This is a genomic window from Paenibacillus mendelii, assembly GCF_024498075.1.
In the GTDB taxonomy this organism is placed as follows: domain Bacteria; phylum Bacillota; class Bacilli; order Paenibacillales; family Paenibacillaceae; genus Paenibacillus_Z; species Paenibacillus_Z mendelii.
Genome location: NZ_JANHOF010000003.1, coordinates 397,831 through 414,999, shown reverse-complemented (window position 1 = coordinate 414,999; position 17,169 = coordinate 397,831). Strand labels below are relative to the sequence as shown.

21 protein-coding genes are annotated in these 17,169 nt (G+C 50.8%); 3 read left to right on the top strand and 18 right to left on the bottom strand.

The window, feature by feature from the left end:
- Positions 1 to 42 precede the first annotated feature (42 nt).
- A complete protein-coding gene (gene mutY / locus NNL21_RS12580) occupies positions 43 to 1,347 on the bottom strand; it encodes an A/G-specific adenine glycosylase (protein ID WP_204819323.1) in 1,305 nt (434 codons plus the stop codon).
- Positions 1,344 to 2,216 (bottom strand): AraC family transcriptional regulator, encoded by an 873-nt coding sequence (locus NNL21_RS12575; protein ID WP_204819322.1) that lies wholly within the window; start codon positions 2,214 to 2,216, stop codon positions 1,344 to 1,346. The genes mutY and NNL21_RS12575 overlap by 4 nt, the downstream gene beginning before the upstream one ends.
- A gap of 145 nt (positions 2,217 to 2,361) precedes the next feature.
- Between NNL21_RS12575 and NNL21_RS12570 the strand changes: the two genes are divergently transcribed.
- Positions 2,362 to 2,709: a c-type cytochrome gene (locus tag NNL21_RS12570; protein ID WP_256555233.1), complete on the top strand. Its 348-nt coding sequence runs from the start codon at positions 2,362 to 2,364 to the stop codon at positions 2,707 to 2,709.
- Between the two features lie 29 nt (positions 2,710 to 2,738).
- Here the strand turns inward: NNL21_RS12570 and acpS are convergent, their stop codons facing one another.
- The 11 genes from acpS to NNL21_RS12515 form a co-directional block, all read right to left on the bottom strand.
- Positions 2,739 to 3,137, bottom strand: a complete 399-nt coding sequence (gene acpS, locus NNL21_RS12565; RefSeq protein ID WP_204819321.1) for a holo-ACP synthase — start codon at positions 3,135 to 3,137, stop codon at positions 2,739 to 2,741.
- Between the two features lie 125 nt (positions 3,138 to 3,262).
- Positions 3,263 to 4,072, bottom strand: a complete 810-nt coding sequence (gene nadE, locus NNL21_RS12560; RefSeq protein ID WP_204819320.1) for an NAD(+) synthase — start codon at positions 4,070 to 4,072, stop codon at positions 3,263 to 3,265.
- Between the two features lie 11 nt (positions 4,073 to 4,083).
- Entirely contained in the window at positions 4,084 to 4,518 is a 435-nt protein-coding gene (locus NNL21_RS12555; protein WP_204819319.1) for a BrxA/BrxB family bacilliredoxin, read from the bottom strand.
- Between the two features lie 223 nt (positions 4,519 to 4,741).
- Complete coding sequence (locus NNL21_RS12550) at positions 4,742 to 5,170, bottom strand: DUF3905 domain-containing protein (RefSeq protein ID WP_373567555.1); 429 nt, start codon at positions 5,168 to 5,170, stop codon at positions 4,742 to 4,744.
- A gap of 15 nt (positions 5,171 to 5,185) precedes the next feature.
- Entirely contained in the window at positions 5,186 to 5,338 is a 153-nt protein-coding gene (locus NNL21_RS12545; protein ID WP_204819318.1) for a hypothetical protein, read from the bottom strand.
- 45 nt (positions 5,339 to 5,383) lie between these two features.
- Positions 5,384 to 6,076: a hypothetical protein gene (locus NNL21_RS12540; protein WP_204819317.1), complete on the bottom strand. Its 693-nt coding sequence runs from the start codon at positions 6,074 to 6,076 to the stop codon at positions 5,384 to 5,386.
- A gap of 18 nt (positions 6,077 to 6,094) precedes the next feature.
- Complete coding sequence (locus tag NNL21_RS12535) at positions 6,095 to 7,588, bottom strand: two-component system sensor histidine kinase NtrB (protein WP_204819316.1); 1,494 nt, start codon at positions 7,586 to 7,588, stop codon at positions 6,095 to 6,097.
- Between the two features lie 316 nt (positions 7,589 to 7,904).
- Positions 7,905 to 8,282, bottom strand: coding sequence for a LytTR family transcriptional regulator DNA-binding domain-containing protein (locus NNL21_RS12530; RefSeq protein ID WP_204819315.1), 378 nt, complete (start codon positions 8,280 to 8,282; stop codon positions 7,905 to 7,907).
- 67 nt (positions 8,283 to 8,349) lie between these two features.
- Positions 8,350 to 8,475, bottom strand: coding sequence for a cyclic lactone autoinducer peptide (locus tag NNL21_RS12525; RefSeq protein ID WP_204819314.1), 126 nt, complete (start codon positions 8,473 to 8,475; stop codon positions 8,350 to 8,352).
- Positions 8,476 to 8,479: 4 nt separating this feature from the next.
- Positions 8,480 to 9,001, bottom strand: a complete 522-nt coding sequence (locus tag NNL21_RS12520; RefSeq protein ID WP_204819313.1) for an accessory gene regulator B family protein — start codon at positions 8,999 to 9,001, stop codon at positions 8,480 to 8,482.
- Positions 8,998 to 9,447 (bottom strand): hypothetical protein, encoded by a 450-nt coding sequence (locus tag NNL21_RS12515; RefSeq protein WP_204819312.1) that lies wholly within the window; start codon positions 9,445 to 9,447, stop codon positions 8,998 to 9,000. Before NNL21_RS12515 ends, NNL21_RS12520 begins: the two co-directional genes overlap by 4 nt.
- A 452-nt stretch (positions 9,448 to 9,899) precedes the next feature.
- Here NNL21_RS12515 and NNL21_RS12510 point away from each other — a divergent pair, with 452 nt between their 5' ends.
- Positions 9,900 to 11,159 carry a BaiN/RdsA family NAD(P)/FAD-dependent oxidoreductase gene (locus NNL21_RS12510; RefSeq protein WP_204819311.1) on the top strand — a complete coding sequence of 420 codons (1,260 nt, stop codon included), beginning with the start codon at positions 9,900 to 9,902 and terminating at the stop codon, positions 11,157 to 11,159.
- Positions 11,160 to 11,244: 85 nt separating this feature from the next.
- Positions 11,245 to 11,526 carry a hypothetical protein gene (locus tag NNL21_RS12505; protein ID WP_204819310.1) on the top strand — a complete coding sequence of 94 codons (282 nt, stop codon included), beginning with the start codon at positions 11,245 to 11,247 and terminating at the stop codon, positions 11,524 to 11,526.
- Positions 11,527 to 11,608: 82 nt separating this feature from the next.
- Here NNL21_RS12505 and NNL21_RS12500 read toward each other — a convergent pair whose 3' ends face one another.
- The 5 genes from NNL21_RS12500 to xylA form a co-directional block, all read right to left on the bottom strand.
- On the bottom strand, positions 11,609 to 12,022 hold the full coding sequence (locus NNL21_RS12500; RefSeq protein ID WP_204819309.1) for a hypothetical protein: 414 nt from the start codon (positions 12,020 to 12,022) through the stop codon (positions 11,609 to 11,611).
- Between the two features lie 102 nt (positions 12,023 to 12,124).
- Positions 12,125 to 13,405: an ABC transporter permease gene (locus NNL21_RS12495; protein WP_204819308.1), complete on the bottom strand. Its 1,281-nt coding sequence runs from the start codon at positions 13,403 to 13,405 to the stop codon at positions 12,125 to 12,127.
- A 49-nt stretch (positions 13,406 to 13,454) separates the two neighbouring features.
- A complete protein-coding gene (locus NNL21_RS12490; protein WP_204819307.1) occupies positions 13,455 to 14,156 on the bottom strand; it encodes an ABC transporter ATP-binding protein in 702 nt (233 codons plus the stop codon).
- A gap of 177 nt (positions 14,157 to 14,333) precedes the next feature.
- Positions 14,334 to 15,830 carry a xylulokinase gene (gene xylB / locus NNL21_RS12485; protein ID WP_204819306.1) on the bottom strand — a complete coding sequence of 499 codons (1,497 nt, stop codon included), beginning with the start codon at positions 15,828 to 15,830 and terminating at the stop codon, positions 14,334 to 14,336.
- A 17-nt stretch (positions 15,831 to 15,847) separates the two neighbouring features.
- Positions 15,848 to 17,161, bottom strand: a complete 1,314-nt coding sequence (xylA, locus tag NNL21_RS12480) for a xylose isomerase (RefSeq protein WP_204819305.1) — start codon at positions 17,159 to 17,161, stop codon at positions 15,848 to 15,850.
- Between the last annotated feature and the right edge of the window lie 8 nt (positions 17,162 to 17,169).

The window sequence follows — 17,169 nt, the reverse complement described above, 5'->3', positions numbered from 1 at the left end:
TAAACCTGTCACTATGTATTGTAGAACGAATAGATGTTTGAATCAATCTACGGTCTCCCAATATTCGCGTAATAGACGTAAGAATACGTTCGGAAACGCATAATTCATCATATGTTCAGGGCCAATCCAACGATAATGCGGCGGCAACCCCTCCCCAGGCTTAACCTGACTGGATGCCATCGTCGATTCGTTCTGAATGTCATGAAGCACCGCATAACCTGCTTGTGCTTCAGCTGCACGATCGAGCGCCACGGCGGCGGTCTCCTCTGTTGCGGCGGCTTCATCCAGGACAAAGCCGAATTCGGCCGTATACACTTGAACATCCCAGATCAGATGGCTAAAGACATGCTCCGCTTCGCCCCACCAGCCTGTCGGACGGATTAACATCTTCTCTTCCTTGGCTAAAGCACGGCAGAGCACATCCATCTGCCCTTCACGCGCAAGCTGTGACACAGGCACTGATTTGACTCCTGAACGACGGCGCTTCTTCGGATTAGCATCACCCGTTGATTCGCCAGCCTCTGCAGCCGGCCCCGTTACATGCGGCAGCTCCCACATTCGCGCCAACAAGCCGCTATCCGGACGCTGCCTTATCAGAATCTGGCCGGCATGCTCGCCAGTGCCCACCACAAGCGCGGCCAGCCGCACCTCCGGGCGCGGCGGCTTCGCCTTCGTCTTGATCGGCAGAATATGCTCCTTGCCCGCCATCCTCCCCTCGCAATGTGCCATCACAGGGCAGGTCAGACAGCCTGGGGATTTGGGCGTGCATACAAGAGCACCGAGCTCCATCAACGCTTGATTGAAGTCGCCAGCCGCTCCCTCAGGTATTAATGACGCGGCCAGCTTCTCAATACTCACGCGGGTGGAGGGCTTGGCAATGTCATCCTCCAGGCAGAAGTATCGGGACAGCACGCGCATGACATTGCCGTCTACCGCAGGCTCTGGCCGGTTGAAGGCGATGCTCATAATTGCGCCTGTCGTATAAGGACCGACCCCCCTTAGCGCCGACACCGCTTCCTTATCATCGGGAACGACGCCATCATGACGGCCGACGACTTCCTGTGCGCCTGCTTGCAGGTTACGAGCCCGGGAGTAGTAGCCTAGCCCTTCCCAGCACTTCAGCACTTCCTCTTCTGGAGCTTCTGCCAAGGCTGCCGCGGTCGGAAACTTGTCCATAAACCGTTCGTAATAAGGGATCACGGTATCGACTCTCGTCTGCTGCAGCATAACCTCCGACACCCAGATCCGATAAGGATCGCGGTTCATGCGCCATGGCAATATCCGTTTATTCTCACGATACCAGCCGAGCAGCTCGCGACTGAAATATTCGGCCGCCTCTGTTGTCATGTAAGCTCTCCACTCCCTTCCTTTATGCCGTTGCCGTTGGCCGCTGACATTCGGTACAGCTTCCTGTAACCGCTTGGTGTCAGGCCAATATGCTGCTTGAATAAACGGGACAAATAGTGATTCTGCATGCCTACCTGCTTCGCGATATCAGTCACGCTCATTGTCGTTTCCTCTAACAGCCGCTTGGCAATTTCAAGCCGTCTGCCGTTCACATACTGTATGGGCGAACAGCCGACCACATTCTTGAAGAACCCGATAAAATAATTCGGATGAAGATAAGCAATCCGTGCAAGCGTATCGACCATAATATTCTCGGTTAGATGCTCTTCGATATAATGAAGTACGGGATCCATCTTCTCCAGAAGCTCGATCCCTTCCCCCGTCACCTCGTTAAAATTGCAGTGATCCAAATAAGCGGCCATCAGATCCAGCATGGCCGACCGCAAGCGAAGCTCTCTCGTAAGCGATTCCGAATGATAGGCAAGAATCATTCGTTCAAATATAGTTTCTATATATTTGCGGTCATGGATTTCGACACTGATCGGAAACTTCAGCTGCTGGAACAATTCCAAATCTCCGATCGCCGCCCGGAAGTGGCACCAATAAATCTCAATCTTTGCATTACTGTCCGTACCGAAGGACTGGGCACTCCCCGCGGGCAGCACATACAAACATCCTGGCCTGACCACATACTTATGGTCGTCCATCACCAGCCAGCCTTCTCCACTGCGAATATACCAATATCGATAATAATCCGGAATTTCGGTTTGATTCCAGTCTGGATGAATATCCGAGAACGCTGCCATGGATACATCCGCTTGAAAGCGATGAAAGTAATTTTGTAAAATCATCTTGTATGTAGGTTTCATTGCAGCTCCCAATATAGAAATCATTTGCTATGGCTTTGCCATTCCCTATTATAAAGGGTATGTTATAAAAAGGACATGCCACTATTTGGGTACAAGCCGCTATCGATTATGGCAAGCACGACGAAAGGATGGATCCGGATTGATTATGATGAGAATACATTCACCAAAACGAAGCTTCAAGATCACACGAGCCGCAGTGCTTACAGCCTTCGTGGTCTTGTTAACCGGCTGCGGAGGAGGGCAATCGAGTTCGCTCGATGGTCCCGCTCAAGTAGTCAAGCTATATAAAGCGAACTGCATCTCCTGTCATGGCAATGAGCTCCAGGGCAAGATGGGCGCTTCCACGAACCTCCAGAAGGTGGGTGACCGGATGTCCGTGGCCGAAATTCTGAAGCAAATCCAGGAAGGCGGGGGCTCCATGCAAGGCTTTGCATCCAAACTGAAGGAGGATGAAATTAAACAGCTTGCCGAATGGTTAGCGACGAAGAAATGAGCCTTGCTTGCTTAGAAAGAAGATGCCTGTTAAGCCTGCACACGCTCTACAACGACGAAAGCGGAAGCAAGCGAGCTGTCATGTGTAATAGTCACATGAACGACCGTTTGCTCCGCAATAAGACCTAGCCTATCCCAAGCCTCTCCGCTCAGCTTGCACTGCGGCTTGCCTAGGGGACTGCGGCCGATGACAATATCATGAAACCCGAGCGTGGCGCCAATTCCGCAGCCGAGTGCTTTGGACACCGCCTCTTTAGATGCAAAACGTCCAGCTACATATTCCGCAAGCCTTCCGCCTCGCAGTTCTGACGCCGCCGCTCGCTCAGATTCCGTCAATATACGCGCCGAGAATCGTTCCCCCGTTTCACCTTGCAGCAGTGTCTCTATTCGCCTTAAAGACGTTATATCGTGTCCGATTCCGAGAATCATGCTGCTTCGCCTCCATTCTTATCCGTTTCCTTGCTCTTTCGGTCAGATAACTTTCTTTCCGCATAACGCAAAAATAGTGGCATTCCGCCACTATTTTTGCTTCATACACGTACTAGAAGAGCTGTCTAGATGCCTGGAATCGGATCACGTTTATGCTGCGTCTTCAAATACTGCTTCTCCAGCTTCTCACGCGCAGCATCATTGATTGTTTTGCCTTCCAGATAATCGCTGTTATCCGCATAGGTGATGCCAAGCTCGCCTTCGTCGGTCTGGCCTTCCCATAAGCCTGCGGTCGGCGCTTTTTCAAGCACGCTCTTCGGTACGCCGATATAGGCGCCAAGCTGATTGACCTGCCGCTTGTTCAGCGTGCTGAGCGGCGTGATGTCCACTGCACCGTCGCCCCATTTGGTATAGAAACCGGTAATGGCTTCGGATGCGTGATCGGTCCCGACAACAAGCAGGTTCAAGTCGAACGCCAACGCGTACTGGGTCACCATGCGAGTGCGGGCCTTTACATTGCCTTTGCCCCCGCGGCTAATATGGCGCGATATGCCGATCGCCTTCAACGCATGCTCCACTTCAATGGCGATCTCATCGACCGCTTCTTGAATGTTCGTCTCGACCCGGTGCTCGAGCTTGAACGCTTCTGCAACCTCGTAGCTGTGCGCAATATCGCCCTGCTCCCCGTAAGGCTGGAAGACTCCCAGCGTCATATAGGGCTGTCCGGTCTCCGCAGACAGCTCGTCAGTGGCTTTCTTACACAAGCCAGTGGCAACTGCGCTATCCAATCCGCCGCTGATCGCAATCAGCAGTCCAGTCGTTCCCGACTTGCGTACGTGGTCCTTGAGAAAATCAACCCGTCTGCGGTATTCCTGCTTCGGGTCGATCGTCGGCTTAACGCCAAGCCGCTCAATAATCTCCTGCTGCAAGCTCATACGATCACCTCTTATCGGCAGAACCGGTCGAATGCTCCAGCAAGGTCTGCCGCAATAGCTTCAGCCGAACGGTTCTCAATTTGATGACGCTCAATAAAGTATACGAGTTCTCCATCTTTCATAAGGGCAATGGATGGGGAAGAAGGCGGATACGGTGCAAAGTATTCACGCGCCTTCGCTGTCGCCTCTTTATCCTGGCCGGCAAATACAGTGAACAGGTGATCCGGAGTCACGTCATGCTCCAAGGCCTTGCCAACGCCAGGACGGCATTGACCGGCTGCGCAGCCGCAGACCGAATTAATAACAACAAGGGCCGTACCTTTAGCCGTTGGCAGCGCAGCTTCAACCTCCTCAGGGGTACGAAGCTCTTGAATACCCAGACGTGTCAGATCATCGCGCATCGGTTGTACGGTATCCAGCATATATCGTTCGAAAGACATTGACATGTGTTACCACTCCCTCAAATAAATTCGTTTTATTTCCCATTATAACGCCCGTCAGAAATGAAAGCAAAGCAATCTGTACCCATTCTAGCAAGAAGAACCGGCATACGCCGTATTTGCCGGTGAATTAGGTTGCTTCCCTTAGAAATATAAGCAAAGTATGACGCAAACTTACACTTTCTTATATATAAAAAACAATCGGTGCATGCGCACCGATTGCAGCTACTTATTCCTGTTCATTAACCGGTTCACTTTCAGGACGATCCTCCGCCGATGCATAGGCAACATCTTTGTCCGGGTGCATGAATATACCCGACTTCGGGGGGATGCCCTTCTCAAAATAATCCCGGTTCTCGTCAGTTGTGAATCCGATATCCTTGAATGGGTGCACCCATTCATCCCCGGACATCACAGCCGGATCCGTGTCGGCCGTCCACCGGTGCAGCGGTGATTGCGGCGAGTCATACTGGTGATCCCCGATAAGCACACCGCTGCTGTTGACGAACGGCGATCTCGGGCCGCGGTCATGCTGGAATTGCGGCAAGAAATTAATTTCATACGGATCCAATGCCGGATCGTCTCTACTGACCATCGGCTCGCGGTCAAGCGAGTTTCGGCTTTGTTCCGAAGAGCCGTCCGTTGATTTGGATTTCACGGGACAATCACTCCCTTATGTTGAAGGTCGATTCGGGCCATCCAATTTCTTATGGTAGGCTGCCGATTCAGGAGCGACTGATTTCTGCTGTTCATTCCGTTCAGCCGCAGCATCCGGCCTGGAAGCGGACTTCGAGCGTCCTGCATTCCGTTTCCCATCCGTCATCATTGCTGGCACCCCCTTCCAACCCTATTATGTCCCATGTTGGAGAGGCTATCCCGTTGTTTCGTTCTCTTGATGTCGTCCTTGAATGCGAGGAATCACTGCGCCAAGGACGCCTAATCCGATCAGCAGCCATTGCGCGCTCGTCAATCCCCATGTAAGATCCGGTAAATACCCTGGAGGATAGGGAGCGAAGAGACTTGCCGCTAACCCGCCTATTGCTATTCCAAGAAGCGCGCTGCTTATCGCATCGCCTTGCTCCGGTACATTCGACGTCTGCTGTCTGATGATCCATACATAAACCACTGCAAATACAATGGCATATATCAGTCGATATGGAAACTCGCTCAGCGCGTTCCAAGTGATCCAGCCCGGCAGCAGGGCAAAGGGAAGTATATTTAGAAATTCCATCCAAGCTATACGTTTACGCCAGTGTATCACCAGCAAATAAATGACAGCTGCCGTCAGACCGAGGATCACATCCCCCGTATTTCCCCGCATGATTAATATTGCCGATGGACGGGTCCACAGTAAGCTCGGATCTCTTAACAGAAATCCCACCTTCCATCCGATAAGAGTGATAACCGACGCGGTAATTAATAGATCAATCCATGGACCCTGCCTCACTTCCGGCTTTTGTCTTATCCAAAGCGATAGTGCCGCAAGACCAACGACTAATGATAAAATGGCAGTAAGGAGCGTCCCGTCCGCACGGAACGGTCCAATCGATACGATCTCAGGCATAGGTTTTTCTCCATTCGGTTAACGTAATACAACTGCATTGTGCTGGAATGTAACAATGAAAGCGGTACCGATTCCTTCCGTAGACTCAACCCTGATCTGACCTCCATGACGTTCCACGATGCTCAGACATAACGGTAAGCCAAGACCTGTTCCGCGTGCTTTCGTGGTGTAGAACGGCTCAAACAGCCGTTCCTGCTGTTCAGTAGGAATCCCGCATCCGTTATCGGTCACTCGAAGCTCAACATGATCATTTGTAACGCTGGTATATACCTTCAATACGCCGGTGTGATCCATCGCTTCCATTCCGTTCCGGGCTAAATTTAAGATGAGCTGCTTCATTTCCTTTGCATTCAACATCATTCTCGGCATATATTCATCGAGCTCGAGCTCGATTGTTTGCCCGCGCATATTCGAATCCGCCAGCAGCAGCGGCATCAGATCATTAATAATATCATGAAGAGAACAGCTTTCCTTCTCAATAATACGGTTCTGGGCTAGCGAGAGAAAATCGTTGATGATTCCATTTGCCCGGTCAAGCTCTTCCATGACGATCCGAAAATACTCCTGCTGATGCTCGGGACTGCGCTCACGCATAAGTTGGACGAAGCCGCGAATAACGGCCATTGGATTGCGGATTTCGTGTGTAATGCTTGCAGCCATTTGACCAACGAGACTAAGTCTTTCCATACGTCCAACCTCGTCCCGCAGGCGATTTAATTCCGAGATATCATGCGAGATGATGGCCGCTCCAATAATGTTATTGTTTTCCATGTCACGAACACTTATCCCCGTTTGCATATAAATCTTTCCCTGCTCATGTATATACTCCGACGAGGTTTGATTCCCGTTCAAAGCTTGGTGCAGCTGCTTGCTTACCGAGGCGTGCTCCATTCCATCATCCAAAACCGTATACGGCTTGCCAAGCAGCTCTTCCCGCTCTTTGCCTGACACTTTATGCTGCAAAGTAACAATGGCCATCTCATTGATATGCGAAATCTTTCCATTCTGATCGATGAACAGGACGCCCAGAGGCATTTTGTCAATGAATTGCTGCATCTTCTGCACTTCAATCCGGTAATTGTCCGAGATCGTCTCTAGTTTTTTCTGGAGGTGCTGTTTCTCTATAAAATTCTCGACAAGGAAGACGATGACCCATGTCACTATCAAATAGTAGCCTGCGTTTAGCAGTAGTAACAAAATATGCGAGGCTGATATTTCAAACTGCTCCATATATCGATAGCTCAGGAATACCCCGGACTCGATAAACATCATCACAGCCGCTGACGCTAACGCAAGTCGCTGCTTGCCCTTCCGATCCGCTTGTTGGAATGGCCGTGCTGCAGCCAGAAGAACGGGCAGCATAATCAACAGCACTCCGCCAAGCTCCACCCAAATCCATATCCCATCTCCTGTAGCGAGCTGTAACGTAACATACGTAAAGACGAGCGCGAAGGTTACATAAATCCCGCCATACAGAGATCCAACAAGAAGCGGTACTAGGCAATAATCCATGTGGTACGGTTCCATATTTGCACATACGGCAAAGCTAACCAGCAATGAGATTAAGCATAGAAAGCCGAATACATAGGGGATAGCTATACGAGTCTTAGAACGTTCGTACCAGATCTGAAAAGTGAAAACGGGCATCAAGGCGACAAAGACTTGCAAGAGCGTTTGCTTCCACACAAGTATACGAATCTCCCCCCGATCTTTTCCGACAAATAATTCCCATTATATCCGATTAAAACATAGTAAACTAATTTTTACAACGAGAGAAAAGCAGCCATCAGTAGAAAAAAGCCGTCGGAATATACTTTCCGGCGACTCCCTATGTATCCGATCTATTAATGTTCTCGTCGATCCATCTTTCGATGTCTTGTCGCAGCTTGCTTCTATGCATAAAAGCCACTGTTGTCGACTTTCCTTGCTTATCATCAACGGATTCGAAAAAAACCTTCCCGTGATCATGGTCGTAGGCTACAATTTTATTCTTATTGACGAGATTGATGCGGTCAAGTTTATGAAAGCCGTGCTGCTCCAGATGTTTCACATAGGTAGATAGAGAGGGCGCCAGAGGGTAGAAACTTTCACTCGCCGTTTGAAACACGATGGTGCCTTCATCGGTTTGGATATATAGAATATCCGCCGTATCCAGCATAAAGATCGGCGTATCGTTATTCTTGTCTCGGGTAACGGGAATTTTCATAGCCTACACTCCAAAGCGTTTCCTTGTTGGAAGATGGGCCGCCGCCATAAGCGGCAGCCCTAGTTTATTACTTCTGCAATAGCTCAGCTGGAGTCTCAGGACGATGGCCAACCCAGATGCAGGCAGTGGAAACAAATACTACAGCAAGACCGCCAAGCGCAGTAGCCATAACGCGTGCAAATTTGGTTTTCATATATTCACCCCCCTCTGGATTTACTAATCAACGTAATCGCTTGTACAAAGCACGCAAGAGATACTATATCTGAAGAGATTACGAGATTACTTAGGATAATGGCAACGGCCAGCCATTTTCTGACCTGAAGTGCCTTCTCTGTCAATCTAGTCACGCCCCGTAAACGGGATGGTGCGTAGATGATGTTGAGGATGGCGGCGATCAAGGTCAACACAAGTACCATTGTCGTATTTATGGGGATAAAGGGTATGACCGTAATTACGGCAGTAGAGACAACGATGCAAAGGACGGCCGATTGAAGATGATACCCACCGGATAGCGTTCGTAATAAGGCAATTAAAGCCATTGCGATTATCGTCTCTACAAATGCATCTGCTAAGATGCCGATAACTAGGGAAAGAACGAAAGTAATGGTATTGGTAAAAACAGATACAAGCGCATATTTCATTACGGCCTGGCTGACGTTCTTCTTATCGTTCAGCTCATAGATCCTCAAACTAATACGCTCTGAAAGTGAATCTATCATTCTTTACGCTCCTTCCACAAGGACAATTGGACAATGATTAATATAATGGTGATAACGGAAATTGCCGAAACGGCGAATTGCAATTTCCCCTCGAAGCCTGTGTAGGCGATTCCTATAATAATAACACTGGATACGATCAGCACATGAAGCAGCGCGCGATTCACGCCGATTAAAGGCACTTTTGCATGACTGCGGTCGGGTACGAAAGAAAAACCGATTCTCTTTTTTGATAAAATATAGGAGGTGAATAAAGCTATAAGGGAACAGATGACTTGAAGCATCTTCTGATAATAGAAATCAGTTGTTAAATTCTCCACGCCAATCAACCATTGGATGACGAATATAAAGACCATTTGAACCGCAACGTACACAAAATAACCGGTTACCGCCATCAGCAATGCGTAGAAGAGATGAACCCGGAACAAAAGCCAGATTAGGATAATCATCCATCCGAGCATAAAGAGCGGCGTTAAATTGTCTAGATGGAAAACTTCCCTTACAATATAAGAAGTTTGCCCCATTATTATGGATGTAAATAGCATCTGTGTACCATATGAACGAATTGGAAATAAGAAAATCGATAACAAGAGACAAAATAGAGCAATTGTCTCAGACACATTTACAATAAAATCAATAAAAAAAGTCGTCATTGGGTCCCCCTGCAGCTCACCATAGGTTGTCTTTACCACTACTATACAACTAAAGCTTGTACAAATAAATACATATTTTTACTTCCTCGTTAGAGTAGACCATAACTCGATGGGATAGTATGATTAATAGCAATTATATGCAGACAAACGGATACAAACAAAGATTTCCAGAGTCTTTCGATGCGTTTAATCTCGCTCGCATTCAAGATGAATTTCCAAAAATATGAACATGTAGGAGCTTAAATCATATGATTTTTGATGTAATCGTCATTGGTGGTGGTTCTGCAGGCCTAATGGCCAGCATCGCTGCCAGCGAAAACGGGGGCAACGTTATTCTTGTGGACAAAGGGGACAAGCTCGGACGCAAGCTGGGCATCTCTGGCGGCGGAAGATGTAACGTCACGAACAATAAAGAAATTGACGAATTGATTAAGAACATTCCCGGAAACGGCAGATTTCTATATAGCGCCCTATCGAATTTTGGCAACAAGGATATTATCGCATTCTTCGAGAATTTGGGGATCGCGCTAAAAGAGGAGGATAACGGGCGCATGTTCCCTGTAACGGACAAGGCCAAGACCGTTGTGGATGCGCTCATCAATCAAGTGCGCAAGCAAGGCGTCACGATCAGGGTCAACTCCCCCGTCGATGAAGTTCTTTACTCCAATGGCCATGTTGCCGGTGTACGCCTGAAGTCCGGTGATGTTCTCTACAGCAAGCATGTCATTATCGCTTCCGGAGGGAAGTCCGTTCCCCAGACAGGCTCCACCGGAGACGGATATCCATGGGCCATGAAGGCCGGACATTCGATTACTGAACTATTCCCGACCGAGGTGCCAATTACCTCTAATGAGCCCTTTATTCAATCGAAAGAGCTTCAAGGTCTGTCCCTGCGGGACATCGCTCTATCCGTATGGAATCCGAAGGGCAAGCGAATTATCGAGCATCGCGGGGACATGCTGTTTACGCACTTCGGTATTTCCGGACCTGCCGTACTGCGCTGCAGTCAATTCGTCGTTAAGGCGTTGAAGCAGTATGAGGCCGGCAACATCCTGCTTACCGTCGATCTCTTGCCGGATAAAAGCGTGGACGAAATCTATGCCGAGACTTTGCATGCCGCGAAAATGGAGTCCAAAAAGACCATTAAAAATGTGCTCAAGAGCTATGTGTCCGAACGTCTCCTTCCCCTCTTGTTCCAAGCCGCGGAGTTAACGGAGACGCTTACCTATGACAATATTCCAAGGCAAGCCTGGATGACTCTTGCGAAACAAATGAAGGCTTTCCCTATTCGCGCATATGGAACACTTTCATTAAGAGAAGCTTTCGTTACGGGAGGCGGGGTTAACCTCAAGGAGGTAGACCCCAAAACGATGGAGTCCAAACTAGTAAACGGCCTATTTTTTTGCGGTGAAATTCTGGATATTCACGGCTATACGGGCGGATATAACATTACAGCAGCCTTCTCGACGGGCTACCTTGCAGGCAAGAGCGCAGCAAGCCACCATTAAACGAATGTCCATGAAGGCAAGTACACAAGCGTTGTCCCTGCTACTTTCATATCATATAGTAGTCTAAAGTGAAAGGAGCCCTGCAATGTCCTGTCACCCGATATGTCCGACCGCTACGATCTTTGATCCTCCGGTCAGAATCGAACGAGACTTCTTCTATCCGCAGTTAGTTCAAGTCATACATCCAGTCGAAATCGTAAACCGCCGCCATTATGTACCGGTATACCAACACTGCTTCCAATATATTGAGAGAGAAGAAACCGGCAACAACAACAACAACAACAACACTGGCGGCAGCAACTACATGCAGTTCCAGCTCTCCGGTTCGAAAGCGAAGAAAAAAACACGTTCCAGAAAGAAACGCTAAGTTTCACAACAAATCCCCGGTCATGCTCGAAGAGCAGATCGGGGATTTGTTGTATAAGGCTGCCTGATTCTGAAATTAGGTACTAGGCTCTAACATCCCCGGAAAAATGATTGTATGCCCCTTCATCCGGTTGGAACCATTCGGATTCGGAGGCATCGTCATCATGGTTATGCAGGTACGGCGCATCTGCATCTGCTTCTGCTTCCTGAGCAATGAGGTCTTCATTAACAACATGGGCAGGAATCGGGATGGCGTCCAGACTGTAAGTCGTATTCGATAGCGTTCCTTCTTCGATCGAGGACTGGCTGGCAAGCACGCCTCCATGCGATTGGGCTATCTCAAGCGCAGTGGTCAGATCGCTGCCATCCAAGTGGATATGAAGCTCATACCCGCTATGAAAGCTGGGCTCGTAGCCGAGCTCCCTGAGCGTATCCGCCGCAAGCGAGGCAGATGAAGTCTCGGCGAACTGAAATAGCAGAGCTGTATTTTGTCCCATATGCGGCCATCCCCTTTCCGGTAAAATGCTTCCATCAAAGGTAGGGTTCCCTATTCTTGACAGTTCATACACCCAAGAAGCGTCCGCTGGATGACCGGCACATTACACGGTGCCCTTCTTTCGCGATTTCAGCATGAGAATGTCCGACATGATTTCATTGGCCTTCCACCAGTACAAGCCCGCTGCCGCACCTGCCGCAATCCCCCATACGCCAAACATCTGCAGCCCTGCTGCAAGACCGAGTACAACGGCGACAGGAATAACGAGCCAGAACCGAACCTTCTCGGCCATTTGCTTCCGAACGAGGTCCGCCCATTGAAACTGTTCAATAAACGGTTCATGAACAAAGTTATCGCATAAAGACTGTACCCACCGCGACACGAGCAGCGGCAGCAGAATCAACAGGAGTACCTTCACCCACAAAGGCGACAACAGCATCGCCATTGTCGAAATCCCGAAGAAACTGAGCCATATCCGAATGAGCGAAAGACGCCGCAGGAAGGTTTTGATCGTATTCTCTGCCAGCATCGTGGCCGGATCGAACGATTGGAACAAGCGTTTCGAGCTTCGCAGGATGATAGGCTTATTCATTTTTATCCTAGGCTTCCGTTCAATGACCTGACTGAGCAGCAGCTCTGTGCTCGCAAGTCTCGCGCGATGCTCCTGCTGGACATCCGACTCGAAGGTGTCACGGGCACGAAGCTTCTGCGGGATTAGACCTACGATCAGGAGCAGGCCGACAGCCGGCTGCCATACCATATGAATACCTTGCGGAGCAAAGAGAAAGATCGGGATAACATAAGAAGCGGATAGAAGCGCACTTGCCGCGGCCTTCCATACCATTCTTCGCCAGCCACGGTAGCGTCCATCCAACAGATTGCGGCAGAGGCTCCCGATGATCGCCCACAGCCATGTGACGATAATCATCTCTGCGACAGACATCCAGGAAAGCTTATGTATGATGATTAGGAACGGGAGCATTAACGCGTAGAGCACCGCAATAATGAGTCCGCGTCCTACAGCGGTATACGATATACCGCGCAGAATTAGCCCCTTCCTCCAATCCGGCTTCTGCAGCAAGAAGAGCACATCCGCTTCTTCGGCAAACGTACGGAGAATGCCTAAATTGATGATCAGGAGCGCCGGCAGCCTTATCGTCCACAAGGGGATCTGATTCATCCATGAGGCAGGTTCATTCCACAGCTCAACATACATTCCCCCTCCGATCCAGAGGGCGGGGAGTACAATATAGAGGCATACCGTCCAATCCAGAACCGTACGCCACACGCGCCACTGCTCACGCCAATACCGGCTTAGACGGCGTCGGAATAACTTGCCGCTGGACCAGTTTAGGCTGCCGGTTCGTTCCGTTACTTGTTCCATTGCCGTCCTCCTATTTTATTATGCACCCTGACTGGCCTGATGGTTGAATTTAAGTCAGGGCATAGAAGCAATCGAACAGCGTTGCGTCCTTCGCGCAGGCAGCCTGCAGCCTTACATCATCCAGCGTGCCTTGCGCGACGACAGAACCCTCGTTAACGAGCAGGAACCGGTCACAGATCCGCTCTGCGGTATCCAGCACGTGTGTGCTCATGAGAACGCCCGCGCCGCGCTGTCTCTCGGATTCCAGCAGTTCGAGGAAGTCCCTCGTCGCCCGGGGATCAAGACCGACGAACGGCTCGTCCACCACATAGACATCCGGCTCCAGCATGAAGCCGATAATGAGCATCATCTTCTGCTGCATCCCCTTCGAGAAGCCGGTTGGCAGCCGGTCCCGGTCGCCCAGCATTCGAAATCGCTTCAACAGCACGGTAGCCCGATCGAGGAAGGTCTGCTCATCCAGACCGAATGCCGAAGCGGCGAGTTGAAGATGCTCCCACAAGGTCATGTATTCATAGAGCACGGGCTGCTCCGGAACATACGCGTATCGGCTGCCTTCTCCCGCGAAGGTGACCGTTCCGTCCACATGCCGCAGCAAGCCCAGGAGTGACTTGACCGTCGTGCTTTTGCCTGCACCGTTCGGCCCTATCAAGCCCACAAGCTCACCCCCGGCAACGGTGAAGGAGACGTCCTGGATGATGGGGCGGCATTCCTCATATCCTGCCCTGCGGATATCTACGGTAAGAACGTCCATGGTAAACCCTCCATCTGATGATTCGTCACTGTCTAACTATGTTCCTTATACTACTGCGAGAGGCATTAAGTTTCAATCTTGGTATAGGGACAGCAGAGCAAGCCTATTAAAAATGCCGTATACCGCGAGTCGGAAACCCGTGGAATACGGCATTAATTAACGTCTATCTTTATTTGCTTAATGACGGTATTCCTTCAGCGATTCATTCATAGCTTTGGTCTGTGCATATACCTGCTGATAGATGCGGAATAAACCCTCGTATGCAGCCGCAGCCGAAGGCTGCGGTGTATAGACCGCTGAGCGCTTCACGAATCTCTCTGCGCATGCGTCTAGGCTGTCGAACCAGCCGCTGCCGTAAGCGGCCAGCATGGCTGCGCCAAGCCCAGGCCCCTGCTCGTTCTCGAGTGCGACAACGTTCGCGTTGAAGATGTCCGCCTGCATTTGCAGCCAAACGGGGTTTTGGGCCCCGCCGCCGATCGAAATGATCGTATCAACCGTCTTCCCGGCTGCGCGGAACAGGTCGACGGATTCATTGAGCGAGAATGTTATGCCTTCCATTACAGCCCTGGCAAAGTGTGTCCGTTCATGCGAGCCGTCGATACCGATAAAGCTGCCGCGAATTACCGAATCCGCATGCGGTGTCCGTTCACCCACAAGGTATGGCGTGAACAGCAGGCCGTTTGCGCCCGGCTCCACATCACCTGCGCCCGCAAGCAAATCGTTGAACGATTCGTCCTTCGCGAACGTGTTCTTGAACCAGCTCAAGGAATATCCGGCCGCTAAAGTGACCCCCATCGCATAGAAAGCTTCCTGCTTCCCATGATTGAAGAAATGGACCTTACCTTCGTAATCCCGGCTGCTGCCCTGCTCATACGACAAGATCACACCGGAAGTGCCGATGCTGCACATCGTCAGCCCTTCCTCCAGAATACCGGCACCGATGGCGCCGCAAGCATTGTCTGCCCCGCCGGCGAACACCTTCGTCTCGGCCGATAAGCCGCAGCGCGCGGCCTGTTCCGGCAGAAGCGTACCCACGCATGCATGTGACTCCGCAAGAGGCGGGCAGAAGGAAGCCACGAGTCCGAACGCGGACAGTACTTCTGCGCTCCACGACTTCCCTGCGATATCCAGCAGAAGCGTGCCCGCAGCGTCAGAGTAATCCATGTGAAGCTGGCCCGTCAGCCGATAGCGGACATAATCCTTCGGCAGCAGGAACAACTCCGATTTCGCGAAAGCGATCGGCTCATGCTTTTTCACCCATAGAATCTTAGGGAGGGTAAAGCCTTCCAGCGCCGGATTACGCGTTATCCGCAGAAGCCGATCGCCAAGGACTGCATCAATCTCGCGGCATTCCGCAGTTGTGCGCGTATCATTCCACAGAATGGCGTTGCGCACCGGGTTGCCTTCACCGTCGAGCAGCACGAGACCATGCATCTGACCAGAGAAGCTTATACCTTCGATCGCATCAGCGCCCGCACCCGAGACTTGCATCAATTCCTGCAGGGCTTCAATCGTCCCCGTAACCCAATCGTCGGGCTGCTGCTCGCTCCAGCCCGAATGCTCGTGATAGAGCGGATAGCTGCGCGATGCTTCCGCACGGACTTCGCCATTCCGTTCTAGCAGCAGCGCCTTTACCGCACTTGTGCCCAGATCGATCCCAATGACATAGGACATTGTGGCCGGAGCCTCCTTTATACGCTGTAGATGACTTCGCTTAACTTCTGCCGGATGCGCTCCTGGCGACCGGATTCGTTCTTAATCGGCTTGTTCTGCAGCGCATATTGCTCCAGCGTATGAAGCGTTACATTGCCTGCTGCAATGTCGGCGCCAATGCCTTCCTTGAAGCTGCGGTAACGATGATCGACGATTCCGTCCAGCACATTGTCTTCGATTAGCTTCGCGGCGGCCTTCAGCCCCCAAGCATAGCTGTCCATGCCTGCAATATGGGCAAGGAAGAGATCCTCGTCCTCGAATGATCCGCGGCGTACCTTGGCATCGAAATTGATGCCGCCTGAACCGAGCCCTCCAGCTTTGAGCACCTCATACATCGTCAACGTGGTGGCATACAAATCCGTTGGGAACTCATCCGTATCCCAGCCGAGCAGCAGGTCGCCTTGGTTCGCATCCAGCGAGCCCAGCACGCCGTTGATGGCCGCAACACGAATCTCATGCTCAAACGTATGGCCGGCCAGTGTCGCATGGTTAGCTTCTAAGTTCAGCTTGAATGAATCCATCAAGCCGTATTTCCGGAGGAACGCAATTGTTGTAGCCGCATCAAAATCATATTGATGCTTCGTCGGCTCCTTCGGCTTAGGCTCGATCAGGAATTGAGCACCGAAGCCAATCTCCTTCGAATAGTCGACCGCCATGTGGAACAAGCGCGCCAAATTGTCCAGCTCAAAGGCCATGTCCGTATTAAGCAGCGTATCGTAGCCTTCCCGGCCGCCCCAGAACACATAATTCTCCGCGCCAAGACGTTTGCCTACTTCCAGCGATTTCTTAAGCTGAGCGCCGGCATAGGCGTACACATCCGCGTTGCAGGATGTGCCTGCTCCGTGAACGAAACGCGGGTTGTTAAACATATTGGCCGTGTTCCACAGCAGCTTGGCACCTGATGCTTTCATGTTCTGCTCGAGCAGATCCACGATCACGTCGAGATTGTTATTCGTTTCTTGAAGCGTCTCGCCTTCAGGCGCAATATCCCGGTCATGGAAGCAATAATACGGAATGCCGATTTTTTGAAGAAACTCGAAATTCGCGTCCACACGAGCCTTCGCCTGATCCATCGCATCCGTGTAGTCCCAGCCTCTTACAGCCGTACCGACCCCGAATGGATCTGCTCCCGCGCCAACGAACGTATGCCAATAAGCCACGGCGAAACGAAGATGCTCCTCCATCGATTTGCCAAGAACGATTTCCTGCGGATTATAATGTTTGAATGCAAGCGGATTGTTCGAGCCTTTGCCTTCATACGCAATCTTGCCGATGTTTTTAAAATAAGTCATCTTAATAA

Bases quoted from the DNA above. Each gene is read 5' to 3' on its own strand.
- mutY (WP_204819323.1), bottom strand. From the start codon at position 1,347: ATGACAACAGAGGCGGCCGAATATTTCAGTCGCGAGCTGCTCGGCTGG.
- NNL21_RS12575 (WP_204819322.1), bottom strand. From the start codon at position 2,216: ATGAAACCTACATACAAGATGATTTTACAAAATTACTTTCATCGCTTT.
- NNL21_RS12570 (WP_256555233.1), top strand. From the start codon at position 2,362: ATGATGAGAATACATTCACCAAAACGAAGCTTCAAGATCACACGAGCC.
- acpS (WP_204819321.1), bottom strand. From the start codon at position 3,137: ATGATTCTCGGAATCGGACACGATATAACGTCTTTAAGGCGAATAGAG.
- nadE (WP_204819320.1), bottom strand. From the start codon at position 4,072: ATGAGCTTGCAGCAGGAGATTATTGAGCGGCTTGGCGTTAAGCCGACG.
- NNL21_RS12555 (WP_204819319.1), bottom strand. From the start codon at position 4,518: ATGTCAATGTCTTTCGAACGATATATGCTGGATACCGTACAACCGATG.
- NNL21_RS12545 (WP_204819318.1), bottom strand. From the start codon at position 5,338: ATGATGACGGATGGGAAACGGAATGCAGGACGCTCGAAGTCCGCTTCC.
- NNL21_RS12540 (WP_204819317.1), bottom strand. From the start codon at position 6,076: ATGCCTGAGATCGTATCGATTGGACCGTTCCGTGCGGACGGGACGCTC.
- NNL21_RS12535 (WP_204819316.1), bottom strand. From the start codon at position 7,588: ATGGATTATTGCCTAGTACCGCTTCTTGTTGGATCTCTGTATGGCGGG.
- NNL21_RS12530 (WP_204819315.1), bottom strand. From the start codon at position 8,282: ATGAAAATTCCCGTTACCCGAGACAAGAATAACGATACGCCGATCTTT.
- NNL21_RS12525 (WP_204819314.1), bottom strand. From the start codon at position 8,475: ATGAAAACCAAATTTGCACGCGTTATGGCTACTGCGCTTGGCGGTCTT.
- NNL21_RS12520 (WP_204819313.1), bottom strand. From the start codon at position 9,001: ATGATAGATTCACTTTCAGAGCGTATTAGTTTGAGGATCTATGAGCTG.
- NNL21_RS12515 (WP_204819312.1), bottom strand. From the start codon at position 9,447: ATGATTATCCTAATCTGGCTTTTGTTCCGGGTTCATCTCTTCTACGCA.
- NNL21_RS12510 (WP_204819311.1), top strand. From the start codon at position 9,900: ATGATTTTTGATGTAATCGTCATTGGTGGTGGTTCTGCAGGCCTAATG.
- NNL21_RS12505 (WP_204819310.1), top strand. From the start codon at position 11,245: ATGTCCTGTCACCCGATATGTCCGACCGCTACGATCTTTGATCCTCCG.
- NNL21_RS12500 (WP_204819309.1), bottom strand. From the start codon at position 12,022: ATGGGACAAAATACAGCTCTGCTATTTCAGTTCGCCGAGACTTCATCT.
- NNL21_RS12495 (WP_204819308.1), bottom strand. From the start codon at position 13,405: ATGGAACAAGTAACGGAACGAACCGGCAGCCTAAACTGGTCCAGCGGC.
- NNL21_RS12490 (WP_204819307.1), bottom strand. From the start codon at position 14,156: ATGGACGTTCTTACCGTAGATATCCGCAGGGCAGGATATGAGGAATGC.
- xylB (WP_204819306.1), bottom strand. From the start codon at position 15,830: ATGTCCTATGTCATTGGGATCGATCTGGGCACAAGTGCGGTAAAGGCG.
- xylA (WP_204819305.1), bottom strand. From the start codon at position 17,161: ATGACTTATTTTAAAAACATCGGCAAGATTGCGTATGAAGGCAAAGGC.